At 46.5% G+C, this 22,816-nt stretch carries 21 protein-coding genes and 1 other RNA gene; 11 read left to right on the top strand and 11 right to left on the bottom strand.

All coding sequences use genetic code 11. From position 1 onward, the window contains the following. Nucleotides 1-136 precede the first annotated feature (136 nt). Nucleotides 137-1,156 (top strand): AraC family transcriptional regulator ligand-binding domain-containing protein, encoded by a 1,020-nt coding sequence (locus tag ACY2RR_RS06785; protein ID WP_490107384.1) that lies wholly within the window; start codon nucleotides 137-139, stop codon nucleotides 1,154-1,156. A gap of 71 nt (nucleotides 1,157-1,227) precedes the next feature. Then, a complete protein-coding gene (locus ACY2RR_RS06780; protein WP_490107383.1) occupies nucleotides 1,228-2,514 on the top strand; it encodes an oxygenase MpaB family protein in 1,287 nt (428 codons plus the stop codon). A gap of 22 nt (nucleotides 2,515-2,536) precedes the next feature. Here the strand turns inward: ACY2RR_RS06780 and dnaJ are convergent, their stop codons facing one another. Next, complete coding sequence (gene dnaJ, locus ACY2RR_RS06775; protein WP_490107382.1) at nucleotides 2,537-3,691, bottom strand: molecular chaperone DnaJ; 1,155 nt, start codon at nucleotides 3,689-3,691, stop codon at nucleotides 2,537-2,539. A gap of 139 nt (nucleotides 3,692-3,830) precedes the next feature. Beyond that, nucleotides 3,831-5,756, bottom strand: coding sequence for a molecular chaperone DnaK (gene dnaK / locus ACY2RR_RS06770; protein WP_490107381.1), 1,926 nt, complete (start codon nucleotides 5,754-5,756; stop codon nucleotides 3,831-3,833). 423 nt (nucleotides 5,757-6,179) lie between these two features. Between dnaK and ACY2RR_RS06765 the strand changes: the two genes are divergently transcribed. Together ACY2RR_RS06765 and ACY2RR_RS06760 are read left to right on the top strand one after the other, a co-directional pair. Beyond that, on the top strand, nucleotides 6,180-6,680 hold the full coding sequence (locus tag ACY2RR_RS06765) for a tetratricopeptide repeat protein (protein WP_490107380.1): 501 nt from the start codon (nucleotides 6,180-6,182) through the stop codon (nucleotides 6,678-6,680). A gap of 2 nt (nucleotides 6,681-6,682) precedes the next feature. Next, complete coding sequence (locus tag ACY2RR_RS06760) at nucleotides 6,683-7,828, top strand: hypothetical protein (protein WP_490107379.1); 1,146 nt, start codon at nucleotides 6,683-6,685, stop codon at nucleotides 7,826-7,828. Nucleotides 7,829-7,882: 54 nt separating this feature from the next. Here ACY2RR_RS06760 and grpE read toward each other — a convergent pair whose 3' ends face one another. Continuing rightward, nucleotides 7,883-8,488: a nucleotide exchange factor GrpE gene (gene grpE / locus ACY2RR_RS06755; RefSeq protein ID WP_490107378.1), complete on the bottom strand. Its 606-nt coding sequence runs from the start codon at nucleotides 8,486-8,488 to the stop codon at nucleotides 7,883-7,885. A gap of 203 nt (nucleotides 8,489-8,691) precedes the next feature. Here grpE and recN point away from each other — a divergent pair, with 203 nt between their 5' ends. From recN to ACY2RR_RS06740, 3 genes are all read left to right on the top strand, one after another. Further along, nucleotides 8,692-10,377 carry a DNA repair protein RecN gene (recN, locus tag ACY2RR_RS06750; RefSeq protein WP_490107377.1) on the top strand — a complete coding sequence of 562 codons (1,686 nt, stop codon included), beginning with the start codon at nucleotides 8,692-8,694 and terminating at the stop codon, nucleotides 10,375-10,377. A gap of 82 nt (nucleotides 10,378-10,459) precedes the next feature. Then, nucleotides 10,460-11,827 (top strand): hypothetical protein, encoded by a 1,368-nt coding sequence (locus ACY2RR_RS06745; RefSeq protein WP_490107376.1) that lies wholly within the window; start codon nucleotides 10,460-10,462, stop codon nucleotides 11,825-11,827. Nucleotides 11,828-11,878: 51 nt separating this feature from the next. After that, the gene (locus ACY2RR_RS06740; RefSeq protein WP_490107375.1) at nucleotides 11,879-12,958 is read left to right on the top strand and encodes a hypothetical protein; all 1,080 of its coding nucleotides are present in this window, start codon (nucleotides 11,879-11,881) and stop codon (nucleotides 12,956-12,958) included. 75 nt (nucleotides 12,959-13,033) lie between these two features. Here ACY2RR_RS06740 and fur read toward each other — a convergent pair whose 3' ends face one another. Next, nucleotides 13,034-13,438 (bottom strand): ferric iron uptake transcriptional regulator, encoded by a 405-nt coding sequence (gene fur, locus ACY2RR_RS06735; RefSeq protein ID WP_490107374.1) that lies wholly within the window; start codon nucleotides 13,436-13,438, stop codon nucleotides 13,034-13,036. Nucleotides 13,439-13,523: 85 nt separating this feature from the next. Between fur and ACY2RR_RS06730 the strand changes: the two genes are divergently transcribed. After that, nucleotides 13,524-14,006, top strand: a complete 483-nt coding sequence (locus ACY2RR_RS06730; protein ID WP_490107373.1) for an outer membrane protein assembly factor BamE — start codon at nucleotides 13,524-13,526, stop codon at nucleotides 14,004-14,006. Nucleotides 14,007-14,064: 58 nt separating this feature from the next. On the opposite strand, the gene ACY2RR_RS06725 is transcribed toward ACY2RR_RS06730, so the two are convergent. Genes ACY2RR_RS06725 through ACY2RR_RS06715 form a run of 3 tightly spaced genes read right to left on the bottom strand, consistent with a single transcriptional unit; the run spans nucleotide 14,065 to nucleotide 16,245 of the window. Continuing rightward, the gene (locus ACY2RR_RS06725) at nucleotides 14,065-14,376 is read right to left on the bottom strand and encodes an RnfH family protein (protein ID WP_490107372.1); all 312 of its coding nucleotides are present in this window, start codon (nucleotides 14,374-14,376) and stop codon (nucleotides 14,065-14,067) included. A 4-nt stretch (nucleotides 14,377-14,380) separates the two neighbouring features. Then, nucleotides 14,381-14,812, bottom strand: coding sequence for a type II toxin-antitoxin system RatA family toxin (locus ACY2RR_RS06720; protein ID WP_490107371.1), 432 nt, complete (start codon nucleotides 14,810-14,812; stop codon nucleotides 14,381-14,383). 29 nt (nucleotides 14,813-14,841) lie between these two features. Further along, nucleotides 14,842-16,245, bottom strand: coding sequence for a sodium-dependent transporter (locus ACY2RR_RS06715; RefSeq protein ID WP_490107370.1), 1,404 nt, complete (start codon nucleotides 16,243-16,245; stop codon nucleotides 14,842-14,844). 226 nt (nucleotides 16,246-16,471) lie between these two features. On the opposite strand from ACY2RR_RS06715, the gene smpB reads away from it, so the two are divergent. Both smpB and ssrA read left to right on the top strand, forming a co-directional pair. Beyond that, nucleotides 16,472-16,945, top strand: coding sequence for an SsrA-binding protein SmpB (gene smpB, locus ACY2RR_RS06710; protein ID WP_490107369.1), 474 nt, complete (start codon nucleotides 16,472-16,474; stop codon nucleotides 16,943-16,945). A 168-nt stretch (nucleotides 16,946-17,113) separates the two neighbouring features. Then, nucleotides 17,114-17,480, top strand: a transfer-messenger RNA (tmRNA) gene (ssrA, locus tag ACY2RR_RS06705). Between the two features lie 2 nt (nucleotides 17,481-17,482). Here the strand turns inward: ssrA and ACY2RR_RS06700 are convergent. After that, on the bottom strand, nucleotides 17,483-18,562 hold the full coding sequence (locus ACY2RR_RS06700; RefSeq protein ID WP_490107368.1) for a glycosyltransferase: 1,080 nt from the start codon (nucleotides 18,560-18,562) through the stop codon (nucleotides 17,483-17,485). Between the two features lie 15 nt (nucleotides 18,563-18,577). Beyond that, nucleotides 18,578-19,447, bottom strand: coding sequence for a glycosyltransferase family 2 protein (locus ACY2RR_RS06695; protein WP_490107367.1), 870 nt, complete (start codon nucleotides 19,445-19,447; stop codon nucleotides 18,578-18,580). Nucleotides 19,448-19,482: 35 nt separating this feature from the next. On the opposite strand from ACY2RR_RS06695, the gene ACY2RR_RS06690 reads away from it, so the two are divergent. Next, nucleotides 19,483-20,388: a DUF6625 family protein gene (locus ACY2RR_RS06690; protein ID WP_490107366.1), complete on the top strand. Its 906-nt coding sequence runs from the start codon at nucleotides 19,483-19,485 to the stop codon at nucleotides 20,386-20,388. A gap of 43 nt (nucleotides 20,389-20,431) precedes the next feature. On the opposite strand, the gene ACY2RR_RS06685 is transcribed toward ACY2RR_RS06690, so the two are convergent. Both ACY2RR_RS06685 and ACY2RR_RS06680 read right to left on the bottom strand, forming a co-directional pair. Then, nucleotides 20,432-21,547 (bottom strand): glycosyltransferase, encoded by a 1,116-nt coding sequence (locus ACY2RR_RS06685; protein ID WP_490107365.1) that lies wholly within the window; start codon nucleotides 21,545-21,547, stop codon nucleotides 20,432-20,434. Nucleotides 21,548-21,556: 9 nt separating this feature from the next. Further along, nucleotides 21,557-22,699 (bottom strand): glycosyltransferase, encoded by a 1,143-nt coding sequence (locus ACY2RR_RS06680; protein ID WP_490107364.1) that lies wholly within the window; start codon nucleotides 22,697-22,699, stop codon nucleotides 21,557-21,559. Between the last annotated feature and the right edge of the window lie 117 nt (nucleotides 22,700-22,816).

The following is a 22,816-nucleotide window of genomic DNA, read 5'->3' as shown; positions in this document are numbered from 1 at the left end:
CTCTCTTTAACCCCATCCTTTCAACATAGTTCACGAACAGGGTGTAAGAGTATGAAGTTTCTGTGAAAGTTACATTGCAGGAAAAACCCAAAGCACGATATAAAATCAGACACTGCACACAACAATAAAGCTGATAATGGTCGATACACCGAACCTTTCTTCACTGCTCCCAGCAATAAGAAGCCTCGCATTACATTGCAGGAAAAACCCTGAACAGCTATTTGCCAGCGCCGATATCGATCTGAATCAGGCAGAGAACAGAGCCACCAGCATTTCTGCAGCCCAGCTTGAGTCAATCATCGAGCTTTTAATAGAAAGCGCAAACGTCCCTCACGCAGGGTTACTTCTTGGCCAGCACATACAAGCCGAAACTCTCGGAACATTTGGCCCTTTAATAGCCAGCTGCCCAACCCCCAGAGTTGCTATTCAGAACTTTTCCAGGTTCAAAGAACTGCTGCATCCATCCTTTGATTTACAACTGAAAGAGTACGACTCCGAAGTACATCTTATTTACGCCTCACACGACAAACGCCTTATAGGTAGCAAGGCCTTCTACGCCGACACACTTTTCAGTGCTCTCACAACCTTGGGAGGGATTTTTCTGGGCGAACCCGTTCAGCCATCTCGCATTGAGTTTCGCCACGATAGAACAAACTATCTTGATAAATACCAAGAAATTTTTGGATGCCCTGTATCCTTCAACTGTCAGCAGGACATTTTTGTAGTTTCCGGAAAGCTACTTGATGCCCCCATGCTCAGTGCCAACTTCTCCCGCAATCAACAGTTGAGGCAAAAGGCCAGCAGTACTCTCCAGGAGCAGCCAGACAGTACAGTTAGAGAAGTATCAAAACTGATTCATAACCATATTCATGAGCAAGATTTCACCGCTCAAAAGGCTGCCAAGTTCCTGAATATGAGCCCCAGAACTTTACAGAGAAAACTCAACTCATCATCAACAAGTTTTTCCCAACTGAGAGAACAGGTGATAAAAAGGCAGGCAATACACCTTCTGGAAGAAACTTCTCTCTCCACGGAACAGATTGCCCGAGAGCTGGGTTACAGCGATCGCAGTAATTTTGTGCACGCCTTCAAACGCATGAGTGGCCTGTCACCACAGCAACATCGCAACCAGATGACCGAAAATCACACACTCTAGACGCCAATTCTTACAGCCTGAATTTCGCCAAAAGAATAGAGTTTAAGAAAACACGACATAAACACATTCTTATGGCTCCAGCACAAACACTTTTTCCAAACGCCCCCAGCCGCTATCGCACTCCTGAAAGCAACCGCCACAAATACCCTTTGCGCATTCTGGAACGCTTTGTCATCAGAGCGAATCCAATGCCCGACAACAGCCAGCTGCAACAAGGCATTGACGGCTGGATGCGCGGTGATCTTTTAGCCGACAAATGGGTACAAGCCAGTAAGAAACTTCCTCCTGGCGAAGGGCGAAAACTTCTTGATGCCGCACTCACCAATGGCATTGGCAGCCAACCCAACCCGCCGGAAGAGCTTGTTAATCTTTTTAAGCAGCTGGATAGAACACCAGTCTGGCTCGACTGGGCACAGCTACAGCTTGGCGCGCAAGCTTACCAGCGCAACCCTTATATTGGCCGCTACATTCTCACTTATGTCAGCCTGATGGGAGGTTACGCAGCAGCCAGCGTTATTAAACCGCTGCTAATGACCGGAAGGCTTAGCTATAAAGCCGACAAGCGTGTTATTGAAACAACGCAGTTCGTAACCGATGTTACCCGCCCTGGCAGTATGCAACGATCAGGAGAAGGCTTTAAGGCTGTGGTTAGAGTGCGCGTGATGCATGCCATGGTTCGTCAAATGATTTTGGATAATCAGGACACCAATGGCTGGCAAACAGAAGATCTGGGAATTCCTATTAATCAGACCGATATGCTGGGCACTAACCTGCTGTTCTCGTTTAACTACCTCACCTGCAGCAAAGCGCTGGGTTGCCATTACACCGAGAAAGAAAGCCAGGCCATTATGCACCTGTGGCGTTATGTCGGTTACCTGATGGGCATTGATGAGAATCGCCTGCCAGCAACAGAAAGAGAGGCGGCCCGTATTCTTTATCTGGTAACCAGTATTCAGGATGATCCGGATGAAGGCAGCGCTACACTCACCAAGTCTCTCTACAAGGTGCCTTATCACCTTGCTAATACGCCACTACAAAGGTTTATAGCTCCGATAAAAATGCACCTTGGCGCTGGAATCACTCGATTGTTTATTGGAAACACTTTGGGAGAGCAATTAGAAATTCCGGGCCGCTACAGCAAGTTTTTCATTCCGCTTATTGCTTTAATCAAAAAACCTGCAGAACTACTCAGAGCTGTTATTCCGGGAGCAACACAGCTGGCAAATAGAATGGGACAGCGTCAGAGAGAAAAATATCTCAGGCGGGTTTCCGGCAATCATCGGGCAGATTACCAGCCAGCATCAAAACTGGAAAAGGTTAGGAAAAGAGCAAAAGAAAAAGCGGAAGAGGCTGCCTGAAGGGCTCAGGCAGCCAGCATCATCAGGAAGTCATTCCGTCAAAGAATTTCTTCACGCCGTCAAAGAAGCTGCGCTTCTGTGGGGAGTGCTTGTGATCACCTTCGAAAGTCTGCTGCAACTCTGCCAGCAGTTCTTTCTGGCGAGAAGTCAGTTTCACCGGAGTTTCCACAACAACCTTACAGATAAGATCGCCCTGGCTGCCACCGCGAACAGGAACAACGCCCTTACCACGCAAGCGGAACATCTTGCCAGTTTGAGTCTCAGGTGGAATCTTCAGCTTAACCTTGCCATCCAAGGTTGGCACTTCCAGCTCGCCCCCCAAAGCAGCATCAGTGAAAGTCACTGGAACTTCACAGTAAAGATGTTTGCCATCCCGCTGGAAGATTTCATGCTCACGCACATCAATCTGTACATACAGATCGCCAGCTGGGCCACCATTGGCTCCGGCTTCACCTTCACCAGATAGGCGAATACGGTCGCCAGTATCCACACCCTTAGGCACTTTGACTGACAGTGTCTTGTATTCCTGAATCCGGCCTTCGCCGTGACAATCACGACAAGGGTCTTTTATCACCTTGCCAGAACCGCGACATTCCGGGCAGGTCTGCTGAACAGCAAAGAAACCCTGTTGCATACGAACCTGACCGTGCCCCTGACAGGTTCCACAGGTTGCAGCCGAAGAGCCTTTCTTGGCACCAGAACCATCACAGGTTCCACATTCCACCAGAGTTGGAATACGGATTTTCTTTTCTACGCCACGAACCGCATCTTCAAGATCAAGCTCAAGGGAGTAACGCAGGTCGGCACCACGCTGAACGCTGGAACGACCACCGCCACCACCTGCGCCGCCACCAAAGATGTCGCCAAAAACATCACCGAAAATATCGCCGAAGTTGCCGGCACCGCCACCAAAGCCGCCACCGAATCCACCAGCACCGCCACCCATGCTTGGGTCTACACCGGCGTGACCATATTGATCGTAGGCTGCGCGCTTTTGGGGGTCAGAAAGCATTTCGAAAGCTTCATTCACTTCCTTAAAGCTTTCTTCTGCGTCCTTGTCGCCAGGATTTCGGTCTGGATGAAACTTCATCGCCATGCGGCGATAAGCCTTCTTCATCTCTTTGTCGCTGGCATCCCGGGCAATCCCGAGTACCTCGTAATAATCTCTTTTCGACATAACCGTTTTAAACCTGGTGCCAACCTGAAAATTCTTGGCTGCTTTTTACACAGCTTTTTACATAAACCATCTACGCAAACGCGGGAGCTAACTCCCGCGCATGCAACTCACTCTCTAGAGAGCGATATGAAAGATCGACTTACTTCTTGTCGTCTTTCACTTCTTCGAACTCAGCGTCAACAACGTCATCGTCCTTGGCACCAGCGTCAGCCTGAGCGTCTGCGCCAGGCTGAGCCTGTCCAGCTTCGTCGGCCATCTTCTGAGCCAGAGGACCGGAAGCCTGAACCAGAGCCTGAGTCTTGGTGTCGATAGCTTCTTTGTCGTCAGCCTTTACAGCTTCTTCCAGCTCTTTAATAGCGGCTTCAACTGCGTTCTTCTCTTCTTCGGAAGCCTTGTCACCAGCTTCTTCCAGAGTCTTGCGAGTCGCGTGAATCATGGCGTCTGCCTGGTTACGGGCACCAGCCAGCTCTTCAAACTTCTTGTCTTCCTCAGCGTTAGCTTCGGCGTCGCGAACCATTTGATCGATTTCTTCATCGGACAGACCGGAAGAAGCCTTGATCACGATGGACTGCTCTTTACCGGTGTTCTTGTCTTTAGCAGACACGTTCAGAATACCGTTAGCATCCAGGTCGAAGGAAACTTCGATCTGTGGCATGCCACGCTGAGCAGCAGGAATACCTTCCAGATTGAACTGGCCCAGAGACTTGTTGCCATGCGCCTGCTTACGCTCACCCTGCAGTACATGAATAGTTACTGCAGACTGGTTGTCTTCCGCGGTGGAGAAAACCTGAGACTTCTTGGTTGGGATAGTGGTGTTCTTCTCAATCAAAGGAGTCATCACGCCACCCATGGTTTCAATACCCAGAGTCAGCGGAGTTACATCCAGCAGCAGAACGTCGGTACGGTCACCGGACAGTACGCCACCCTGCAGAGCAGCACCCATGGCTACAGCTTCGTCAGGGTTAACGTCCTTACGAGCTTCTTTACCGAAGAATTCAGCAACCTTCTGCTGAACCAGAGGCATACGGGTCTGACCACCAACCAGGATAACTTCGTCGATGTCGGAAACGCTCAGGTCAGCGTCTTTAACAGCCTGACGTACAGGTTCCAGAGAACGGGCAACCAGCTCTTCTACCAGAGACTCCAGCTTGGCGCGGGTTACTTTAACGTTCAGGTGCTTAGGACCAGTCGCGTCTGCAGTCACGTAAGGCAGGTTTACGTCAGTCTGAGTCGCAGAGGACAGTTCGATCTTGGCCTTTTCAGCAGCTTCTTTCAGACGCTGCATGGCCAGAGGGTCACCCTTCAGATCAATGCCCTGATCCTTCTTGAACTCATCAGCCAGGAAGTTGATCAGACGCATGTCGAAATCTTCACCACCCAGGAAGGTGTCGCCGTTGGTGGACAGCACTTCAAACTGGTGCTCGCCGTCAACGTCAGCAATTTCGATAACGGAGATATCGAAAGTACCACCACCCAGGTCGTATACAGCGATAGTCTGGTCGCCCTTGGCCTTGTCCAGACCGTAAGCCAGAGCAGCAGCAGTTGGCTCGTTGATAATACGCTTAACGTCCAGACCCGCGATGCGGCCAGCGTCTTTGGTAGCCTGACGCTGAGCGTCGTTGAAGTAAGCAGGTACAGTGACAACAGCTTCGGTAACACCGTGACCCAGATAATCTTCAGCGGTCTTCTTCATCTTCTTCAGAATCTCAGCGGAGATCTGAGGAGGAGCCATGGTGTCGCCTTTTACTTCAACCCATGCGTCACCGTTATCTGCCTTAGCAATTTTGTAAGGCACCATTTCGATATCTTTCTGAACTTCTTTATCTTCGAAGCGACGGCCGATCAGACGCTTGATAGCAAACAAAGTGCTGTCTGGGTTGGTTACCGCCTGACGCTTAGCAGGCATACCTACCAGAATTTCACCATCGTCGGTGTAAGCAATGATGGAAGGTGTAGTACGAGCGCCTTCAGCGTTCTCAATAACCTTTACACTGTCGCCATCCAGTACGGATACGCAAGAGTTGGTGGTACCCAGGTCGATACCGATAATTTTGCTGTTGCTCATCGAAAACCCTCTCCGTTCACTTCGCCCCGGGCGAAGGCTTGAACATAAAAAACGGGATAAACCCTAATTCAGAAAGAAATTGCCCTTGTCAGCCTTGCAGCGGCTCGGGTGAGGCTTAGCCCTAATGTAGCTTTGCCTTCCATCCGCCTTACTGACTGCTTGGCTCGATATATGGGAACGGCCTAAAACCTTTTCAAGGGGAAGCCTGTGACTTTTTTTCATTTTTTTTCAATCATGGGTAAATCCTGTCTTTTCTGAGTGTCAGAAAACAAATCTTCAGGCTTCCAGCCAGCAGCTCCAACGCTGCGCAACGACAGGAAATTGCAGCCCCCCCCCCCCCTAAGCACCTCCCTTCCTAAACTCTTCCACCACACATGCCGTTACCCCACACACAGAGACCGGTTTCTGCTGAGGCAGCACAATATGGGTGTTCTTAAGCAAGTATTAAAAGCCAGTGGCATTCCCAAAGAAGGCGTAGGCATTCTTTTCCAGGGGCACACTATTGCCAGCCTGAAAAAAATGGATCCAAAGCTGCTGGACGCCATTTATGGCTTGGGCCACCAGAACTACGAGAGCGAGAAGTTTGAGAAAGCGCGCAACATAATGCGCTACCTCTGCGTTCAGGATCATACCAACCCTGAATATTTCGCGGCTTTGGGAGCCTGTGAGTATCGCCTCGAAAACTATCAGGCGGCACAGATGATCTTGGAACAAGCCGTGGAAATGGATATGACCGACCCACGCCCTGTACTCAATCTGGCTCTGTGCATGATTAAGAACAAAAACAAAAAAGACGCCAAGATCTACATGCAGGTGGCAGAAAAAATGGCGTCAGATAAGAACGAATTTTCCCGTGAGTGGCGCTTGGCCAGCAGAATTCTGGAAGGTTCCGGCAAGAAAAAGCAGAAAGGCAGTGAGGGCTGAGTATGGCAGGCGGCATTGATGGAGGCGTAGGCGGCCAGCCACGCATACAACCGGGAAGCCCGGGATCAGTCCAACAGACAGATGAAGTTCAACGATCGGACGGAACTAACCGGGCCGGATCGGATAATCTTTCTGTCAGCCATACGCAAGGGACTGATGCCGCCAGAAAATCCAGTCCAACAGCTGGGATACCTGAGCCAAACCCTGAAGCCGCGGCTTACCTGTCCTCCCTTAACCCTTCAGAATTATCAGCACTTCTAGCCGGCCTTAATGCCGAAGTCAGCCAGACCAATGATGAGCTGGCAATCTCTAACGCTGAAGCCAAAAAGGCTGACGTAAAAAAGATTCAGGACGAAAGAAAAACCGAGCTGGAAGAGCTGAGAAAAGAACGGCAGGAAGCACAAAACCAGGGTAAGTGCGCCAAAGTAAAACTAGCCTTTGCTAACGTTTTCAGTTTCGGTATAGCCGGTGCGGCTGGTTACGGTAAGAAGATGAACGCCGAATACGACAAAGCTATGCAGAAAGTCGCCATTATCGACCTTCAGCTCAACGGCCTTGTGGACACACCACCACCAACACTATCTCCTGAATTGCGAGAAGTCGTTGACGAGTTCAGTAAATACTCCCCTTTTGAACGGATTTCTGACAAGCCAAAAAAAGACACAATAAACCTTCTTCACAAAATGCGTGCCGAAGACCGTATTGATGAAAGCACCTATCAGGCCATGACAGAACTCGTTTCCAAGCACAGTTCCAACGAGGGCAATGTCTGGCAAAAAAACGGGGAGATTGCATTCTTCAAAGATGTTGTGCTTCTTCAGGCACAAATTGATGCCGGTGAAGAAGCTTCAGCAGGCACCCTGCCTGAAGTTCCACCCTCAACAGATGAAGGTGTACCGGCAACAGATATTACTGAAAACTCTCCAACCGAAGGCACCACGGAAGCCACACAAAATACTGCCTCTATTCCAGCAGAGTCTACGGCAGAAGATGACGCACGCTGGCTGGCTGAATTTGAAGCCCTGATGCGTGAGCAGGAAAAAGAGATGAACGAGATTATCGCCCAACTTGAAGACGGGCAAAACTCAACAACGCAGGCTGCACAAGACGCCTACGATGTTGCATCTTTCCGCTTCACCAGCGGATAAAAAACGGGAGTTTCTGTACGAAACTCCCGCTCTTCAAACTTCAAAGGCAATCAATCAGGGTGCTTTAGCAACTACAACCATTGCCGGACGAACAACACGCCCGTTCAGGGTGTAACCCTTCTGAATAACATCCATAACAGTGCTTGGCTCCATATCCGGGTTTGGAACCATGGTAATTGCCTGATGGAAGTTAGGGTCCAGAGGCTCACCAACTGGGTTTAATTGCTCAACCTGATGCTTAGACAGAGTATCCACAAACAGCTTCAAAGTGAGCTCCATACCTTCACGCATGGCATCATGGGAACCATCGCTGGACTCAACACTTTTCAGACCATTTTCCAAGCTGTCCACGACTGGAAGCAGGGATTCAACAAACTTATCCAGAGCAAACTTGTGAGCCTTCTCAACATCCTGCTGGGCACGACGCTTAACATTCTGGGCTTCGGCAACAGCTCGTAGAGCCTGCTCTTGAGCCTTGGTCAGGTCATCCTGAGCACGAACAAGCTCGTTCTGCAGCGCAGCAAGGGAATCTTCTTCCGCGGCAGCATTTTCGCTAGTAGTGCCTTCTTCAACAGTTACATCCTCTGCAACTGCTTCTGCTGCTTCAGGAGCTACGGTTTCTTCAACCTGCTCACCGGCTTTATTTTGATCTTCAGTCATCCTGCAACTCCCATCCTGCAGCTGGGCTCCTTAGTGAAGGAACAGCATCGCGCAACGGTTCATAAAAAACTATGGCGCATATATTGGGGACTCCCCCGGAACATTCAAGGGGATTTGTAAGGATTTTTCAGATTAAGGGATTGAACTCACCGCCCTTGCCGATTACTGTATAAATAAACAGGTACATAGTCGGGACTCCTCCCATGCTCACCCATCTGTCTATCAGCCATTACGCCATTGTGGATCAACTCGACCTTGAGATCCCCAAAGGTATGACCGTTATTACCGGTGAAACCGGCGCTGGCAAATCCATTATGCTGGATGCTCTTTCTCTAACCATTGGAGTCAGAGCAGGTAATGACTGCGTTCGCCCAGGCTGTGAGCGGGCAGATATTCGGGCAACTTTTGATATATCCAACCTTCCTGAAGCCAGCAAGTGGTTGCAAAAGAAAGAACTGGATATTGATGACGAATGCATTCTACGACGGGTGATCACCAAAGAAGGTCGTAGCCGAGGCTATATTAACGGCACACCCTCCCCACTTTCCGATTTACGCCAGATTGGAGAAATGCTGGTTGATATTCACGCCCAGCATGAACAGCAATCCTTGCTTCGCCCAGCTACCCATCAAAAACTTCTGGATGAATACGCTGGCTGTGCAGAACTTGCCACGAAGACTTCTCAGCTCTGGCAAGAGTGGAAACACCAGAAAAACCTACTCGAAGAATTGAAAAACAGAGGGCAGGAGCAGAACGCTCGTCTTCAACTACTTCAATATCAGGTTGAAGAGCTGGATCGCCTTTCTATTTCTGAAGGGGAAGTTGAAGAACTTGAAAGCGAGCAGAAGCAACTCTCCAATGCTGAAACCAGTTTGCATACCTGCCAGCAGGTTTTAAACCTGTGCTCAGAAAACGACAGTGGTAACGTTCTTCACAGCCTAACTCTATGCCAGCAATTACTGGTTGATCTTGGGCTGGATATTCCGGCGCTACAGGACACCATAGAAATGCTTTCCACCGCACAGATACAGGTGGAAGAAGCTATTGGTGAGATGAATCGGTTTGTAGATAACTTTGAGGCAGATCCTGCTCGTCTGGCCGATATTACTGAACAACTGTCAGCGACTTATACCCTGGCGCGCAAACATCATGTGCAGCCCGATACCCTGCACAGTTTCCATACGGAACTGCAACAGGAGCTTGAAGGCCTGCAGTGCAGCGATGAAAAGCTGGAAGAGATGGAACAGACACTTTCAACTCTGGAGCAGGATTACTTCATTGCAGCGAAGAAACTGACGGACAAACGAACCAAAGGCGCTGGAAAGCTCAACAAAGCTGTTAGCAAACATATTCACGAACTGGGTATGCCGAAGGGTAAATTTGAAGTCGAGCTCAATACCCAAGAGACAACTCCTCGCAGTCAGGGAATGGAAGATATTCGCTTTCTCGTCACCACCAACCCCGGTTCAGCTCCAAAACCTTTGGATAAAGTTGCTTCTGGTGGTGAACTGTCCCGGGTCAGCCTGGCTATACAGGTAATTACCGCCCGCACTTCCGGCATTTCTACTCTGGTATTCGATGAGGTCGATGTGGGTATTGGCGGCGGTACAGCAGAAATTGTCGGCCGTTTGCTGCGAGAGCTTGGCGGACAAGGCCAGGTTATGTGTGTGACCCACCAGCCACAGGTGGCATCACAGGGCCACACTCACCTGCATGTCAGCAAGAAACTGGGAAAAAACAGCACCAGTACCAGAATATCAACTCTTAAAGATGACAGCCGCACTCAAGAAGTAGCCCGCATGCTGGGAGGGCTAGAGATCACAGACCAGACCCTTGCACATGCCCAGGAGATGATTACCCGCTCCACTCCTGCAGAATCTGTTGCCTGAACTAACACTCTGGTTAGCATAATTTCCTTCCCTCCTCTGTCTAACAAGCTCAGTTCACGACTTGATAGACAAGAGGGAGACCATGGGAAACAAACACCTCAAGAAAGCACTCACTTTCTTTGCAGCCTGTGCGACTGCATCGCTACTTGCCTACGCCAATGGCGATTTCGAAACCGCTAAAGAGGCCTTATCCCAAGAAGTTGCCCGATGGGCAGAAATCATCCCTGGCAATGGCCCGACAGATTCAACCGAATTTCTGAAATTAAGACGTCTGCAAGATTCTCATAAAGACACAGACAAGGCTTTAGCTGGCCATTTCAATAAGCTGGACCAAGAGCAGTTTGAAATCTTTGATGGTGCCAAAGCCATAGTCAATGAAGTGGTCGCTCAAGAGGACTGGAAGAAGGGTATCAATAAAGCAATCAGTGCGAGAGAGCCAACAAGCGCTAAAAAAGCTCTTGCCTATAACAAGAAAATGAGAACAAAGCAGACCTCACAGGAACAGTCATCGTCTATTTCAACTGGCACAGGCTCTTCAGGTGAAACTAACACAGGAGCAACTGGCGGCCAGAGTCTTGATCAAAGGCTGGACCTTCTTTCTGAAGAATTGCTCGAACTTGATCACAATGAGGAATATTGGAGAGTTCGAAAAGCACGCTCAAGACTAGATTTTGATAAACAGTTTGTTCGAGAAATTATCAATGTCGACAACGTGCCAAAGGATGTCATTAATACTTTTGCAAAGCGTCTTTCTGAAGCCTCAAAACACAAAGAGAGCGTAGGGGATTTTTCAAAGATATACGCCGAGGTAATTATGCTGCACATCTACCTGAACCCTGAGCGTGGCTTAGGAGATATTTCTCTGGGTTTGCCAAAAGAAAAGTCTTTCATCAATACAAGCACTCATAGCGGCATGAGCAATATTATTACAGGTTCAGAAGCCAGCAGCGCCGAGGCCCATAAGGGTAGCCTTGAACAGGTTCTTCTCGAACATGGTGCCCTTAATCAGCTCATGGCGGCATTTCATGAAATTCTGTCAGCACACAGTTCCACATTACTCACAGTTAACAATGACAACTCAGAAGTTCAGCTATCAACTGCCATAACAGCCGTATTCAACGACCTCTACCAATATGAAGAGTTACGAGAACTAGTAAAACCAGAAGCTCAAAAGCTAATAGATGTATCAAAACTCTGGACTGTAAGAACATGCCTCCACCACCTCGAAATGCGTGAGCTACGTGGAAATAAAAGCATGTGTGAAGCACTCGCATACAACGGTGAGGACAGCGCCTCACCTGAGACTCTGGGAGATGTTATTAGCACCCAGATAATTAACAGGAGAAAACATTCAATTCCAGGCCGGGTTATTGAGCTCCAAATTGGGTATGCAGCACAGGCTCTGAGAATTATGGCAGGTAAGCCAGCAATCAACTGGAAGCAATTTTAAGAGGTTACTATGAAATACACCTGCCAAAATCTGATTATTACGGCATTTCTAATGCTATTTTCCGGTCTGACTGTGGCCAATAATCAAAACACTATGAGCCCAGAATTAAAGAAGGGGCGTGTATATCAGATCATTTATGACATGCAAACCTACGACCATACGCAAACACTGCGTTATGCCCGCCTCCAGACAGCTGGAGTAGATAAAGAGCTGATAGAGGGTATGTTGCTGCAACTGAAATATTTAACAACATACTTTAATAACCCCCGCTTGTTTCCGGATTTTTATAACTCTCCCTCAGCCAGAAATCCCAACCCTATTGTGGAAATGCTGAGAGGGCTCTATATCCAGGACTTACAGGTTCGTATGCTGGGCTTTATCTACATGGCTCTTAATCCAGGAAACGCAACCCAGCTGGATTCACTGCAGGCTCCAACCGATAAAAGTCAACTCGGTTTTTCCCTTTCTGATGAAATGGTTAACAATATTGTAAGCCGACTTGCAGAAATGGATCGCTATATGGGGCAGAGGCTGTACAGCTATGAGTGCTTTAAACGAAGCGACCATGATGTTCGGGAAATCTTTTACATCCCAGTGTTCTGGTCTGCCATTGTTCACTCTCTAGACAGCTATGGAGTTTTACACGAAGACCATAAACGTGCACTGATGCCTATTGCAGAAAACATGTACATCAGTCATGCAGAAGCCTTTAACGGTATTGTCTTTTATAAACAGGCCATAGCCCCGGATCTTACAAAGCACAAGTCTAACGACTCGCTCTTCAGGGCATTAAAAAAACTACAAAGCGACGACACTGTGAGAACCGCTCAGAGCCGCTATCAGGTCATGGTTAAAGGAATGTGGAAGAAGGACTTCCATACATTTGAAAAGTTTGACTATATAACAGGTTTCAAGAATCCCGTTATGGCTCGTTTGATGGCACCCTACGCAGCCCACAACGCATTTGAGTACACCAAGCAGTTCTACCTGAAATACAGGCACCTGCTAGCAAAACCTGGATTGACTGGTGCTCAACTTGAATTTTCACTCAACGTTATGTCCGATACCGTGGCAGAAGCCACCAGACAACAAACACAGCTACTTGACGACCTTACTGGAATATTAAGGTAATAAGGTAAGCCGCTACCAAACGTGCAGAGGGCGAACCCTCTGCATCCTCTTTTCACCAGGCTGGTTAGAAAGAGACTATTCCGATTTGGTTTTTACATACAAAACCAGGTTGTGATCCACCAGATCATAGCCATGCTCTTCAGCAATCATATGCTGAATTTTTTCAATTTCCTGATTACGAAACTCAATGATCTGCCCGGTATCCATACACACCATGTGGTCGTGGTGCTCACCACTGGCCAGCTCAAATACCGAATGCCCACCATCAAAGTTATGGCGAATTACCAGCCCGGCACTTTCGAACTGAGTCAGTACGCGATATACCGTAGCCAGGCCAACGTCTTCCTCAGCCTCAATCAGCGCCTTATAAACATCTTCCGCGCTCATATGCCGATCTGCAGAATTCTCCAGAATCTGCAGAATCTTGACCCGGGGCAATGTAACCTTTAATCCAACCTTACGAAGCTCTTGATTTTCCACCCAAGTATCCCTTTCTAAACCCCTGGAGATGTAATAAGCTGGGGATTATCTCATTTCCGTCCAAGATAGTGGAAGTCAGTAGACGATGCAAAAGCAAAAGGCAACGTTCGCCCTGGTTCTTTCAGCAACCCTTATGGGTGGGTGTTCCTGGTTTTCAGATAATAACGCCAAGCTGCTGAGCTTTCCGGGCGCTTATAAAATAGATATTCAGCAAGGCAATGTTATCACCCAGGATATGGTTAACCAGCTGCGCCCGGGCATGACCCGCGAGCAGGTGAAGTTTGTTATGGGCGAGCCCCTGCTGCCCGACACTTACAATGCTTCTCGCTGGGATTATATATACAGCTTCCAGCCTGGTGGCCAAGAGCGCACCCAGCAAACCCTGAGTGTATTCTTCGCAAACGACGCTCTTGCTTACTTCGAAGGTGATGTGCGCCCAGGTGGAAATGATAACCGGGTAGATGACCAGGTTCGTAAAGCTGCCAGCGCCGATGCAAAAGACGCAAAAAACAAGGCAGAAAAAACCGCTAAAGACGAAGAAGGTTCCTGGCTCGACTGGATGTTCTAACCATTTGCCAGACATAAAAAACCGGACATAGTGTCCGGTTTTTTATTCACTTCCAAAACTATTCTGCAGTTTTAGCAGCCTTTGCTTTTTCTGCCCGCTTTCGACGAACTTCTTTAGGGTCGGCAATCAAGCCTCTATAAATCTCAACCCTCTCACCCGATTTAATAACCTGCTCTGCAGGTTTCGCAACCGCTTTCCCAAATATCCCCATCTTGGAAGTAGACAGATCAATCTCTGGAAAGTAATCACAAATACCCGACAGCTCAGCCGTTTCAAACAGCGTTGTACCTTCCGGCACATGAAGGCTGATAATTTTCTGCCGGTCTGGCAATGCAAAGGCAACTTCAACCGTTATTTCTTTACCGCTCATCGAACTACCCATACACCTCATCTGCTCGGGTACAGAATGCATCGACCATAGTGGACGCAACCTGTTCGAACACTTTGCCAACGGCAGACTTTAAAAGACTACTGTCCATTTCAAAGGCCAGATCGAGAGAGACCTTGCACGCTCCCTCCATAAGTGGTTTGAATGTCCAGACACCAGTAAGTGCAGTGAAAGGCCCATCTTTCAGGGTAATTTCAATATACTCACCAGGCCTCATAACATTGCGGGTAACAAAGCTGCCTGAAACACCACCACGACTTACATCAACGCGAGCTTCTAGTGCAGTATCAGAACTCTCGAGCAATTCCGCCCCGGCACACCAGGGCAGAAAACCGGGGTAGGACTCTACGTCATTAACCAGCCGATACATATTCTCTGCAGAATGCATAACCAATGCAGAGCGTTGTACTTTTTTCACAGAGCTATTGCTTCCTTACTCGTGTTTCCTTACTGACCAGCCATTCCAAGCAGCTCCATCAGCGGCTCTTCGATTGTGGAGAAGTAGAAAATCACCATAACACAAATCGGTGCGATAACCCGGCACATAGCACGCCAAAGATTGAAAGCCCCCAGAGGAAGGTTCAGTTCTTTGTAAATGTAGGAACGCTTCATCGTCCAACCAGCAAAGATAGCTATCAGCAATCCACCCAGAGGTAGTGTGATATTGGCAGTCAGATAATCGATAAACTCAAAGAAGGTCATGCCGAAAATCTGTGCACTTTCGCCAGACCATTCATTAAACGACAGCACAGTCCCAAGGCCGAACAACCATACCAGCGCACAATAAACAGATGTTGCAGCGGCACGACTGACAGGGAAGCGCTCTATAACCCAGGCTACAGTTGGTTCAACCAAAGATATAGAAGAACTCAAAGCTGCCAGAACAACCAGCAGGAAGAAGATACCACCGAAGATTTGACCACCAGGCAGGCTTGCAAAAGCTGAAGTCAGAGTAACAAACAACAGTCCTGGGCCACCACCTGGCTCCATATTATTGGCGAATACCAGTGGGAAAATAGCCAGACCAGCAACCAAGGCAATAAGAGTATCAAGAACAACAACCGAACCCACAGTGCGGCTGATAGAAGCCTTCTTAGGCATGTAGGCGCCGTATGCCATGATGGTGCACATACCCAGGCTCAGGGTGAAGAAAGCATGGCCCATGGCAGCAAGAACAGCGTCCCAGCTCAAGTCTTCTGGGTTGAAGGCAAACATAAAGTTAACACCTTCCATAAAGTGCCCGGACTCAACCACACTGTAACCCAACACTGCCAGCAGCAGGGCAAACAACGCCGGCATCATAACGCGAACGCTGCTTTCCAGCCCTTTATGAATACCGCGAGCTATTACAAACCCGGTCATAATCATGAACACGGTATGCCAGATTGTGAGTTTAACTGGATCACCCAGAAGGCTTTCAAAATTACCGCCAACCTCTGCCGGCGTCATTCCCTGGAAAACACCGGCAAACATTTCAAGGGTATAAGCAATTGCCCAACCGGCAACAACACTATAGAAAGAAAGAATCAGGAAGCCGGTAAAAGCCCCCATCCAACCAACCATTCCCCACCAACGGCTGGCACCGGACTCACGGGCAAGTTCCCGCATACTATTAATAGGGCTGTGGCGACCATGCCGACCAAGGGCTGTTTCAGCCATCATGATAGGTATGCCGACAAGAGCTATACATACCAGATAAACAAGGACAAACGCTCCACCGCCATTTACGCCGGTGATATAAGGGAACTTCCACAGATTACCCAGACCGATAGCAGAGCCAGCTGCGGCCAGAACAAACGTCCAGCGATGCGTCCAGGTTTGAGCAGAGGGTGCCGCTTCTTGATCGGCCATGAAAATCCTCGGGGAAATATTATTAGTTCAGGGAAAATTTATAAAAATATACGCAAAAACAAACAGAGCTCGCGCTAAACTGCCATTCTATCTATTTACTTATAAGGTACAACCACTAACACTTTGCAACCTGCCGTAAGGCTCTGTTTTTAAATAAGGTAAAAGGAAACTTTACGGAAAGTTCTACCATAGCATTTGGGCTGCAGGCACGTATAATTCGGGCATTATGGCAAAGAAATCTAAAAAGGCTGGTGATTCCAGCATCGTTGTTAACAAAAAGGCTCGCCACGACTATCACCTTGAAGAGACGTTTGAGGCTGGTTTAGCACTGAGTGGCTGGGAAGTAAAAAGCCTCCGGCAGGGTAAAATCCAGCTGGTAGACAGCTATGTGCTGCTAAAAGACGGTGAAGCCTGGCTGATTGGCGCCCAGATCACCCCACTCCCAACTGCATCAACCCACGTTATTGCAGATCCTCGCCGTGACAGAAAACTGCTTTTACATAAGCGAGAACTAGCCAAACTGTTCGCAGAAACCCAGCAGGCTGGCAAAACCTGCGTATGTACCAAACTTTACTGGAAACAGCACCTGATTAAAGCTCAGGTTTGTTTGGCTCGTGGTAAGAAAGAATATGACAAGCGTGCGACAACCAAAGAGCGTGAATGGAATATTGAAAAGCAGCGCATTATGGGACGTGGCTAACACCTCACAACCTTCGCCCAAAACGAGCAAAGGGAGCCAACCGGCTCCCTTTGTCGTGTAAAACACCCTCATCCGCAACACATTACGTATCTATAGCAAAAATTTCTATTGACCCAACCCCATAAGAGTCATTTAGAATATGCGACAAGTTTCAGGTTTCGACCTGCCGGGGGCGATTAGGATTCGACGACGGTGACGAAACCCGAGGTGCATGTCGAGTGCGTAACAGTTCTCGTTAAAAAAATTGTTACACTTTATTTAGTTGCCAACGACGACAACTACCAAGGAGCGCTGGCCGCTTAAAACCGGTCTGCTCCCGATCACTCTGACTTTTCTGTTGGTTGGTACTGATCGCAACTTTAAACAGAATCGCTGCCTTCTGCGGGCCTGACGTGGAACAGCTAAAACCTACCAGGATCGCTTTGTTAATCCCGCCTGCCGGATCGTTCAAAGTTAAAACAAAGGCAGTTCTAAGCATGTAGAGCCAAGGGCAGAGTGCCGGCGGACGGGGGTTCAAATCCCCCCGCCTCCACCACTTTACAATAACTCGGTATAGCGTTTAGCAGTTTCTTCATAACTCATCTTGTTCAGCTGATCATGACTGAACTCGAAATCATAATCCTCACAAATGATTTCACTCATTTTCTTCGCAAGGCTTCTAACAATTTCTTCATCCGTTTTACCCGAAGCTATATATTGACTATCGATAAATTCAGAAGCTGCTTCATAGGGCGTAGTTAGAACCGGTGTATTTAGACATAAAGCCTCTATTGCTGAATACCCCATAGCTTCGTGATAAGAAGGCAAAACTAAAAGTTGAGATTTTTCGATCATATCCCTAGCTCTTGATGATTCTAAGAAACCATGTAGCGTTACTCGATCAGTAAGCGACATCTCATCTATCATTTTTCTAAGAATTGGTGATGCACTACCCTCACCTACGAAGTTAAGAGGTACTGTCAATCCAGACTGGCGGTATGCATGAAGTAAACGATAAACACCTTTTTCCTTACTAATATTTCCAACATAAATAATTCCAAGCCTGTCACTCGGTATATTTTTCTTGATGTCTAGAGGTAAAGGGTTATAGACGACCTTTTCAACAGGAATGCCTAGCTTTTCTGCATCTTTTTTCACAGCATTAGAAACTGCGACCACTACGCTATAAGGGTCATTAAAGTGTGATCGCACTGACTCCATATGCCAGCACTCGCTTAAAACCTGATGAACAACACCAATTGTTTGATAATCAAAAATTACAGGTGGTGACTCAGTAGTAAAATCCTTAATGATAAAATCAACACCGTCTTTACTTTTAAGTGAAGACAATGCTCTCTTAACACGACCACATCGCACAAACCATTCTAATTTTTTATAAAACCCAGGAGCTATTTTATTAAGTAAAATCAAACGAAAGAGCTTAAGGAACACATTACTACGAGGGCGCCCCAAGTATTTAGCAGACACTCCCTCTGGCATAACAATGCCTGTAGAGACTCCCATATTTAATAACGTTACTCGACATCCGCTATTAGATAGAGCCTTGGAAAGGCTTAAAACCCAAGTTGTAACGCCAGATAGCTTTAAGGTACCAGTTAAAACAACTACATTTTTCATAAACATCCACCCAGGTTAAAAAGGCTTAGCTAACCTAAAAATCCCCTTCACAACCTTAAGATCAAACCTGGAAAATGGAATCATCTTCAAAACCAATAGAGAAAATCTCTTATCTTTTTTCGCAAATTTTACGAACATACTTTTCAAAAATTTCATCTTCACATTTGTATAATTTTCACGTTCCATATAAAGGTCATAAATTTTCAAAGTATCCCAGAATACTTTCTCATAATTAGAGTGGCTATTAGATGCATGCTTTCTATAGTAAATAAGCACATCATGAAGAGCCACAATTTTTAACCCTGCAGCGGTAGCCTTCAGCCAAAAATACAAATCTTGAATACGATAATCAGGAGAATATCCACCAACTAACTCAAACACTTCTTTTCGAATCAATGCTGATGACGAAGGAATGATATCGGCTTTTTCTTCAAAAACATCGTCAAACCCTATAACTCTGTAGGGTGGAAAACGCCTTGGCGGTGACAGCTGCCCTTTATCATCTATGATGAGCATCCCACCACCGCAAATTGCAAATTCAGGGTGTTTTTCCATAAAACCAACCTGCTTAGATATCTTATCTGCCAGAAAGGCATCATCAGAATCCAATGTTGCTACATACTTGCCTTTACAGTGGCCCAACCCTGTTTCCATAGCAGCTGAAACACCCGCATTCTGCTGATGTATCACCTTAAAATCATGCTCATCAGCCAAGGCATCCAAAATAGCAGCAGAGTTGTCAGTCGACCCATCATTTACGACCACAAGCTCAATATTTTCATAGTTCTGTGCAAGTACACTACGTACAGAATTAGTTATATAATTCTCATGGTTAAAGCACGTAATGATCACGGAAACTAAAGGTTCACTACTTCTTTGACTCACACTGCATACCCAATTTTTCGAACTTAAAGCCAGCCATGTCACTACCTTCTATAGCAGTCATCACACCATACTTTGGAAAATGGCCAGAGTGGTTTAGCCTATATCTAGAGTCATGTAGACATAACCCTAGTATTGACTGGTACTTTCTCACCGACTGCCCCAAGCCATCTAACGCACCACAAAATACGCACTTTGTGAATTTTTGCTTTAGTGATTATAAGAAGCTGGTCAGCAAGAGATTAAATATCAATTTTACCCCATCCTCACCTTATAAACTATGCGACCTAAAACCAGCGTACGGATACATACACACAGACATCATTAAAGACTATGATTTTTGGGGCTTTGGTGATATTGATGTCATCTATGGAAATATTAGAAATTTTTATACGACAGATATACTTAACAAATACAACACGCTCTCAACCCACTGGGACCGAGTCTCGGGGCATTTCTTTTTAGTGCGGAATAAGTACTTCCTGAATGAATCCTTTATGAGAATAAAAGACTGGAAAGAAATATTAGAAGATGAAAAACATCATGGAATTGATGAGTCAAAGTTCTCGAAGATCTTTTTACGCCATAAAAAATATCCAGGATGGCTTAGGAAAATCTATGGTTTTAAAGACAAGTACCAAAAATCCGCATATTTTCAGGAACAATATAGCACGATCCTGTCCCCAAAACCCTGGTTCAACGGAGGCATGGAGCACCCTGAGTCATGGATATGGCAGAACGGAAAACTCACAAATACAAACGACAAAGACCGTGAGTTCATGTATCTGCACTTTATGAATTGGAAATCAAGTGCATGGCTCCCTCCCTTTCGGGGAGATACTGCCGCGTGGGAAAATCTAGACTTATTAAATCAAGTCCCTCCAGGAGAGGAAGGACTAGGATTTACTATATCAAGGTCAGGCTTCAAAAAACTTGAAAGCTAAATATCTTTTGTGAGAAAGGATATACTCCCCTTTCTCACAAACATTAAAATCTAGCCGTAACTAAATCTCTATATCTTTTGCGATAAGCATCAATGGAATAGTTATCAATTAAGCGCTGCCTTAACGCTTGCCCTTCCTCTTTAATGGTAGCGGACTGTATAACATCCATGAAGGCTTTAGATAAATCCTCTTCGCTCTCTGGAGGAACTAATCTACCAATATCGCGTATAACATCAGGAACACCACCCACCGATGTTGCAACAATAGGCAACTCACAAGCCATAGCCTCAAGAATAGAAAGGGGAAGCCCTTCAGAAAGAGAGGGTAATGTGAACAGATCAAATGCTGGCAAATATCTATAACCTGATTCAACATGCCCCATTAGACGAACATGACCTCTCAGGTTATTCTGTGACAAATACTCTTCAACCGAAGCTCTGTTTTTACCATCACCAATGATAACCAGCTTAGCGTTCAGCCCCTTATCAATAAGCCTCTTGAACGCTTCCAAAAGATATTTATGGCCCTTAACATCAACCATTCTTCCGATAGTTCCTATAACAAAGTCACTATCAGATAAGCCCAAAGAGCCCCTCAAGTTATTACGATCTAAAAAGCCAGAAGTAATACGATCGACATCAATTGCATTATTGATTGTTAGAACATTTTTCTCGTCAAACCCACATCTTTGTTCAAGAAGATATCTTTTAACCGGATCAGAAACAGTAACAAACTTCCAACGATCATCAACTCTCGCTTTAAAAGATAGTCTTCTGAATACTCTATCGAAATCACCGAGACCATGAAAAACACCAATACAACGTGGAATTTTCAGAGCCTTATTCAAGGTCAATAACATATCACACGGCTTGAACCTGTGAGTGATAACAGCATCAAATTTCTCTTCTTCACAAAAATTATAAAGTGACTTCATTCCTTTTAAACGAAGCCCTTTCATTTCATTTTTGGAAAAACCAAAGTATTTACTTCTCTGAGCAACACTGATCATATCGGTACTGCTCTTTGGCCTTTCACGCATATAAGCCGATACAACATCGAAGTCTTGTGCAGGAAGCCCCTTTACAATCTCCTCATGCAGATCCGTCTCTCTTATATAGTACTTAGGCTGCAACTGGAGTACTTTTAGCTTTCTACCCATCTTCTTTCTTCAATCTTTTTTAAAGCGCTTAACAAAGTCAAAATCCCAAAACACCTTGCGCACAGCTGAATCGCTAAACTGTAACTCTATTCGCTGGGCCATGGCCTTAGAGTTACTCCTTTTTTCTTCTTCTGTTAAAGAGAGAAGTTTGCACATCGACTTTGCCAGAGCATGATGATCTTTTAAGGGGAAGGTTTCACCTAAGTCCCCACAAACCTCAGGCGCTCCCCCACTATCACAAACAACCATAGGAAGCCCAGCGACCATAGCCTCTAAAAGAACCATCCCAAATGGCTCATGGTTAGAACTTAGAACAAAGGAATCGAAGGCATTAAAATATCGAGCTCCATCTTTTACAGAACCTGTGAAGACCACATTTTCACTAACTCCCAACTCTTCGGCTTTACCTTTCAAGTGAGCTTCCAGCCGGCCTTTACCCATTAGGACAAGGAGCGCTTCCGGATTTGACTTGCAAACCAGAGAAAATGCTTTAATAAGGGTCTCTTGATCTTTATCAGGGTGCAAACGACCAACGTTACCAAAAACATAGCTCTCAAGAGGCAACCCAAGCTTTACTCTTGCTTCGTCTCTAGAGAAAAGTTTACCTTGCTGCTGACAATCAATTCTGTTGTAAAGGGTTTGAATACGATTCGACGGGAACCCTGGCAAGCATTTTCGTATATCGTCTCGGACAGAATTCGAGACACCGATCAATGCGAGCTGATTTTGCTTTAAGCGTACAAATGCCCGACGCCCCCATCGCTTGTAACCACCAAAAGCATGGTGAACCCCAAAAACAAATAGGTCTGGAATATGGCAAGCTATATATATTGACTTGAAGCGATGGGCAACACAGAACGCGAAGTTATACTTTTGGTGCAAAGCCTTAACTTGACGGATCTGCTTGAGCTTTAGTCCCCTAATCTCTTTTGATGTATTTTCGAGAAACAGTACTTCTGATGATTGTACCATTCGAGCAGCATTCTCATTCTTTTTACCCGTAAGAAATACTGTTACCACTTCAAACTCTGTTCCTTTGAACAAGGCTGCATATTGTCTGGCAACATCATGGAAGGGCATGTCGTAGCCATGACACAGTTGAAGAATATATTTCTTCCCTTGATTTGAGTATGTAAGAGAATCTTGCGCCATGAATTCTAAAAACCTGCTGTACTACACAACCGATAGTGATGAAACTAGATGATTACAGTGTATTCTACCATGCTTGTACCTTGAATTATGCTGTAAGATAGGCACTTTTTTTGCTAT

The organism is Parendozoicomonas sp. 2304DJ65-17 (genome assembly GCF_058148445.1).
This window is presented reverse-complemented; position numbering and strand designations above follow the sequence as displayed.

What these genes read in the sequence shown, in the direction of transcription:
- ACY2RR_RS06785 (WP_490107384.1), top strand. Translation starts at nt 137, where the DNA reads ATGGTCGATACACCGAACCTTTCTTCACTGCTCCCAGCAATAAGAAGC.
- ACY2RR_RS06780 (WP_490107383.1), top strand. Translation starts at nt 1,228, where the DNA reads ATGGCTCCAGCACAAACACTTTTTCCAAACGCCCCCAGCCGCTATCGC.
- dnaJ (WP_490107382.1), bottom strand. Translation starts at nt 3,691, where the DNA reads ATGTCGAAAAGAGATTATTACGAGGTACTCGGGATTGCCCGGGATGCC.
- dnaK (WP_490107381.1), bottom strand. Translation starts at nt 5,756, where the DNA reads ATGAGCAACAGCAAAATTATCGGTATCGACCTGGGTACCACCAACTCT.
- ACY2RR_RS06765 (WP_490107380.1), top strand. Translation starts at nt 6,180, where the DNA reads ATGGGTGTTCTTAAGCAAGTATTAAAAGCCAGTGGCATTCCCAAAGAA.
- ACY2RR_RS06760 (WP_490107379.1), top strand. Translation starts at nt 6,683, where the DNA reads ATGGCAGGCGGCATTGATGGAGGCGTAGGCGGCCAGCCACGCATACAA.
- grpE (WP_490107378.1), bottom strand. Translation starts at nt 8,488, where the DNA reads ATGACTGAAGATCAAAATAAAGCCGGTGAGCAGGTTGAAGAAACCGTA.
- recN (WP_490107377.1), top strand. Translation starts at nt 8,692, where the DNA reads ATGCTCACCCATCTGTCTATCAGCCATTACGCCATTGTGGATCAACTC.
- ACY2RR_RS06745 (WP_490107376.1), top strand. Translation starts at nt 10,460, where the DNA reads ATGGGAAACAAACACCTCAAGAAAGCACTCACTTTCTTTGCAGCCTGT.
- ACY2RR_RS06740 (WP_490107375.1), top strand. Translation starts at nt 11,879, where the DNA reads ATGCTATTTTCCGGTCTGACTGTGGCCAATAATCAAAACACTATGAGC.
- ACY2RR_RS06730 (WP_490107373.1), top strand. Translation starts at nt 13,524, where the DNA reads ATGCAAAAGCAAAAGGCAACGTTCGCCCTGGTTCTTTCAGCAACCCTT.
- ACY2RR_RS06725 (WP_490107372.1), bottom strand. Translation starts at nt 14,376, where the DNA reads ATGAGCGGTAAAGAAATAACGGTTGAAGTTGCCTTTGCATTGCCAGAC.
- ACY2RR_RS06715 (WP_490107370.1), bottom strand. Translation starts at nt 16,245, where the DNA reads ATGGCCGATCAAGAAGCGGCACCCTCTGCTCAAACCTGGACGCATCGC.
- smpB (WP_490107369.1), top strand. Translation starts at nt 16,472, where the DNA reads ATGGCAAAGAAATCTAAAAAGGCTGGTGATTCCAGCATCGTTGTTAAC.
- ACY2RR_RS06700 (WP_490107368.1), bottom strand. Translation starts at nt 18,562, where the DNA reads ATGAAAAATGTAGTTGTTTTAACTGGTACCTTAAAGCTATCTGGCGTT.
- ACY2RR_RS06690 (WP_490107366.1), top strand. Translation starts at nt 19,483, where the DNA reads ATGTCACTACCTTCTATAGCAGTCATCACACCATACTTTGGAAAATGG.
- ACY2RR_RS06685 (WP_490107365.1), bottom strand. Translation starts at nt 21,547, where the DNA reads ATGGGTAGAAAGCTAAAAGTACTCCAGTTGCAGCCTAAGTACTATATA.
- ACY2RR_RS06680 (WP_490107364.1), bottom strand. Translation starts at nt 22,699, where the DNA reads ATGGCGCAAGATTCTCTTACATACTCAAATCAAGGGAAGAAATATATT.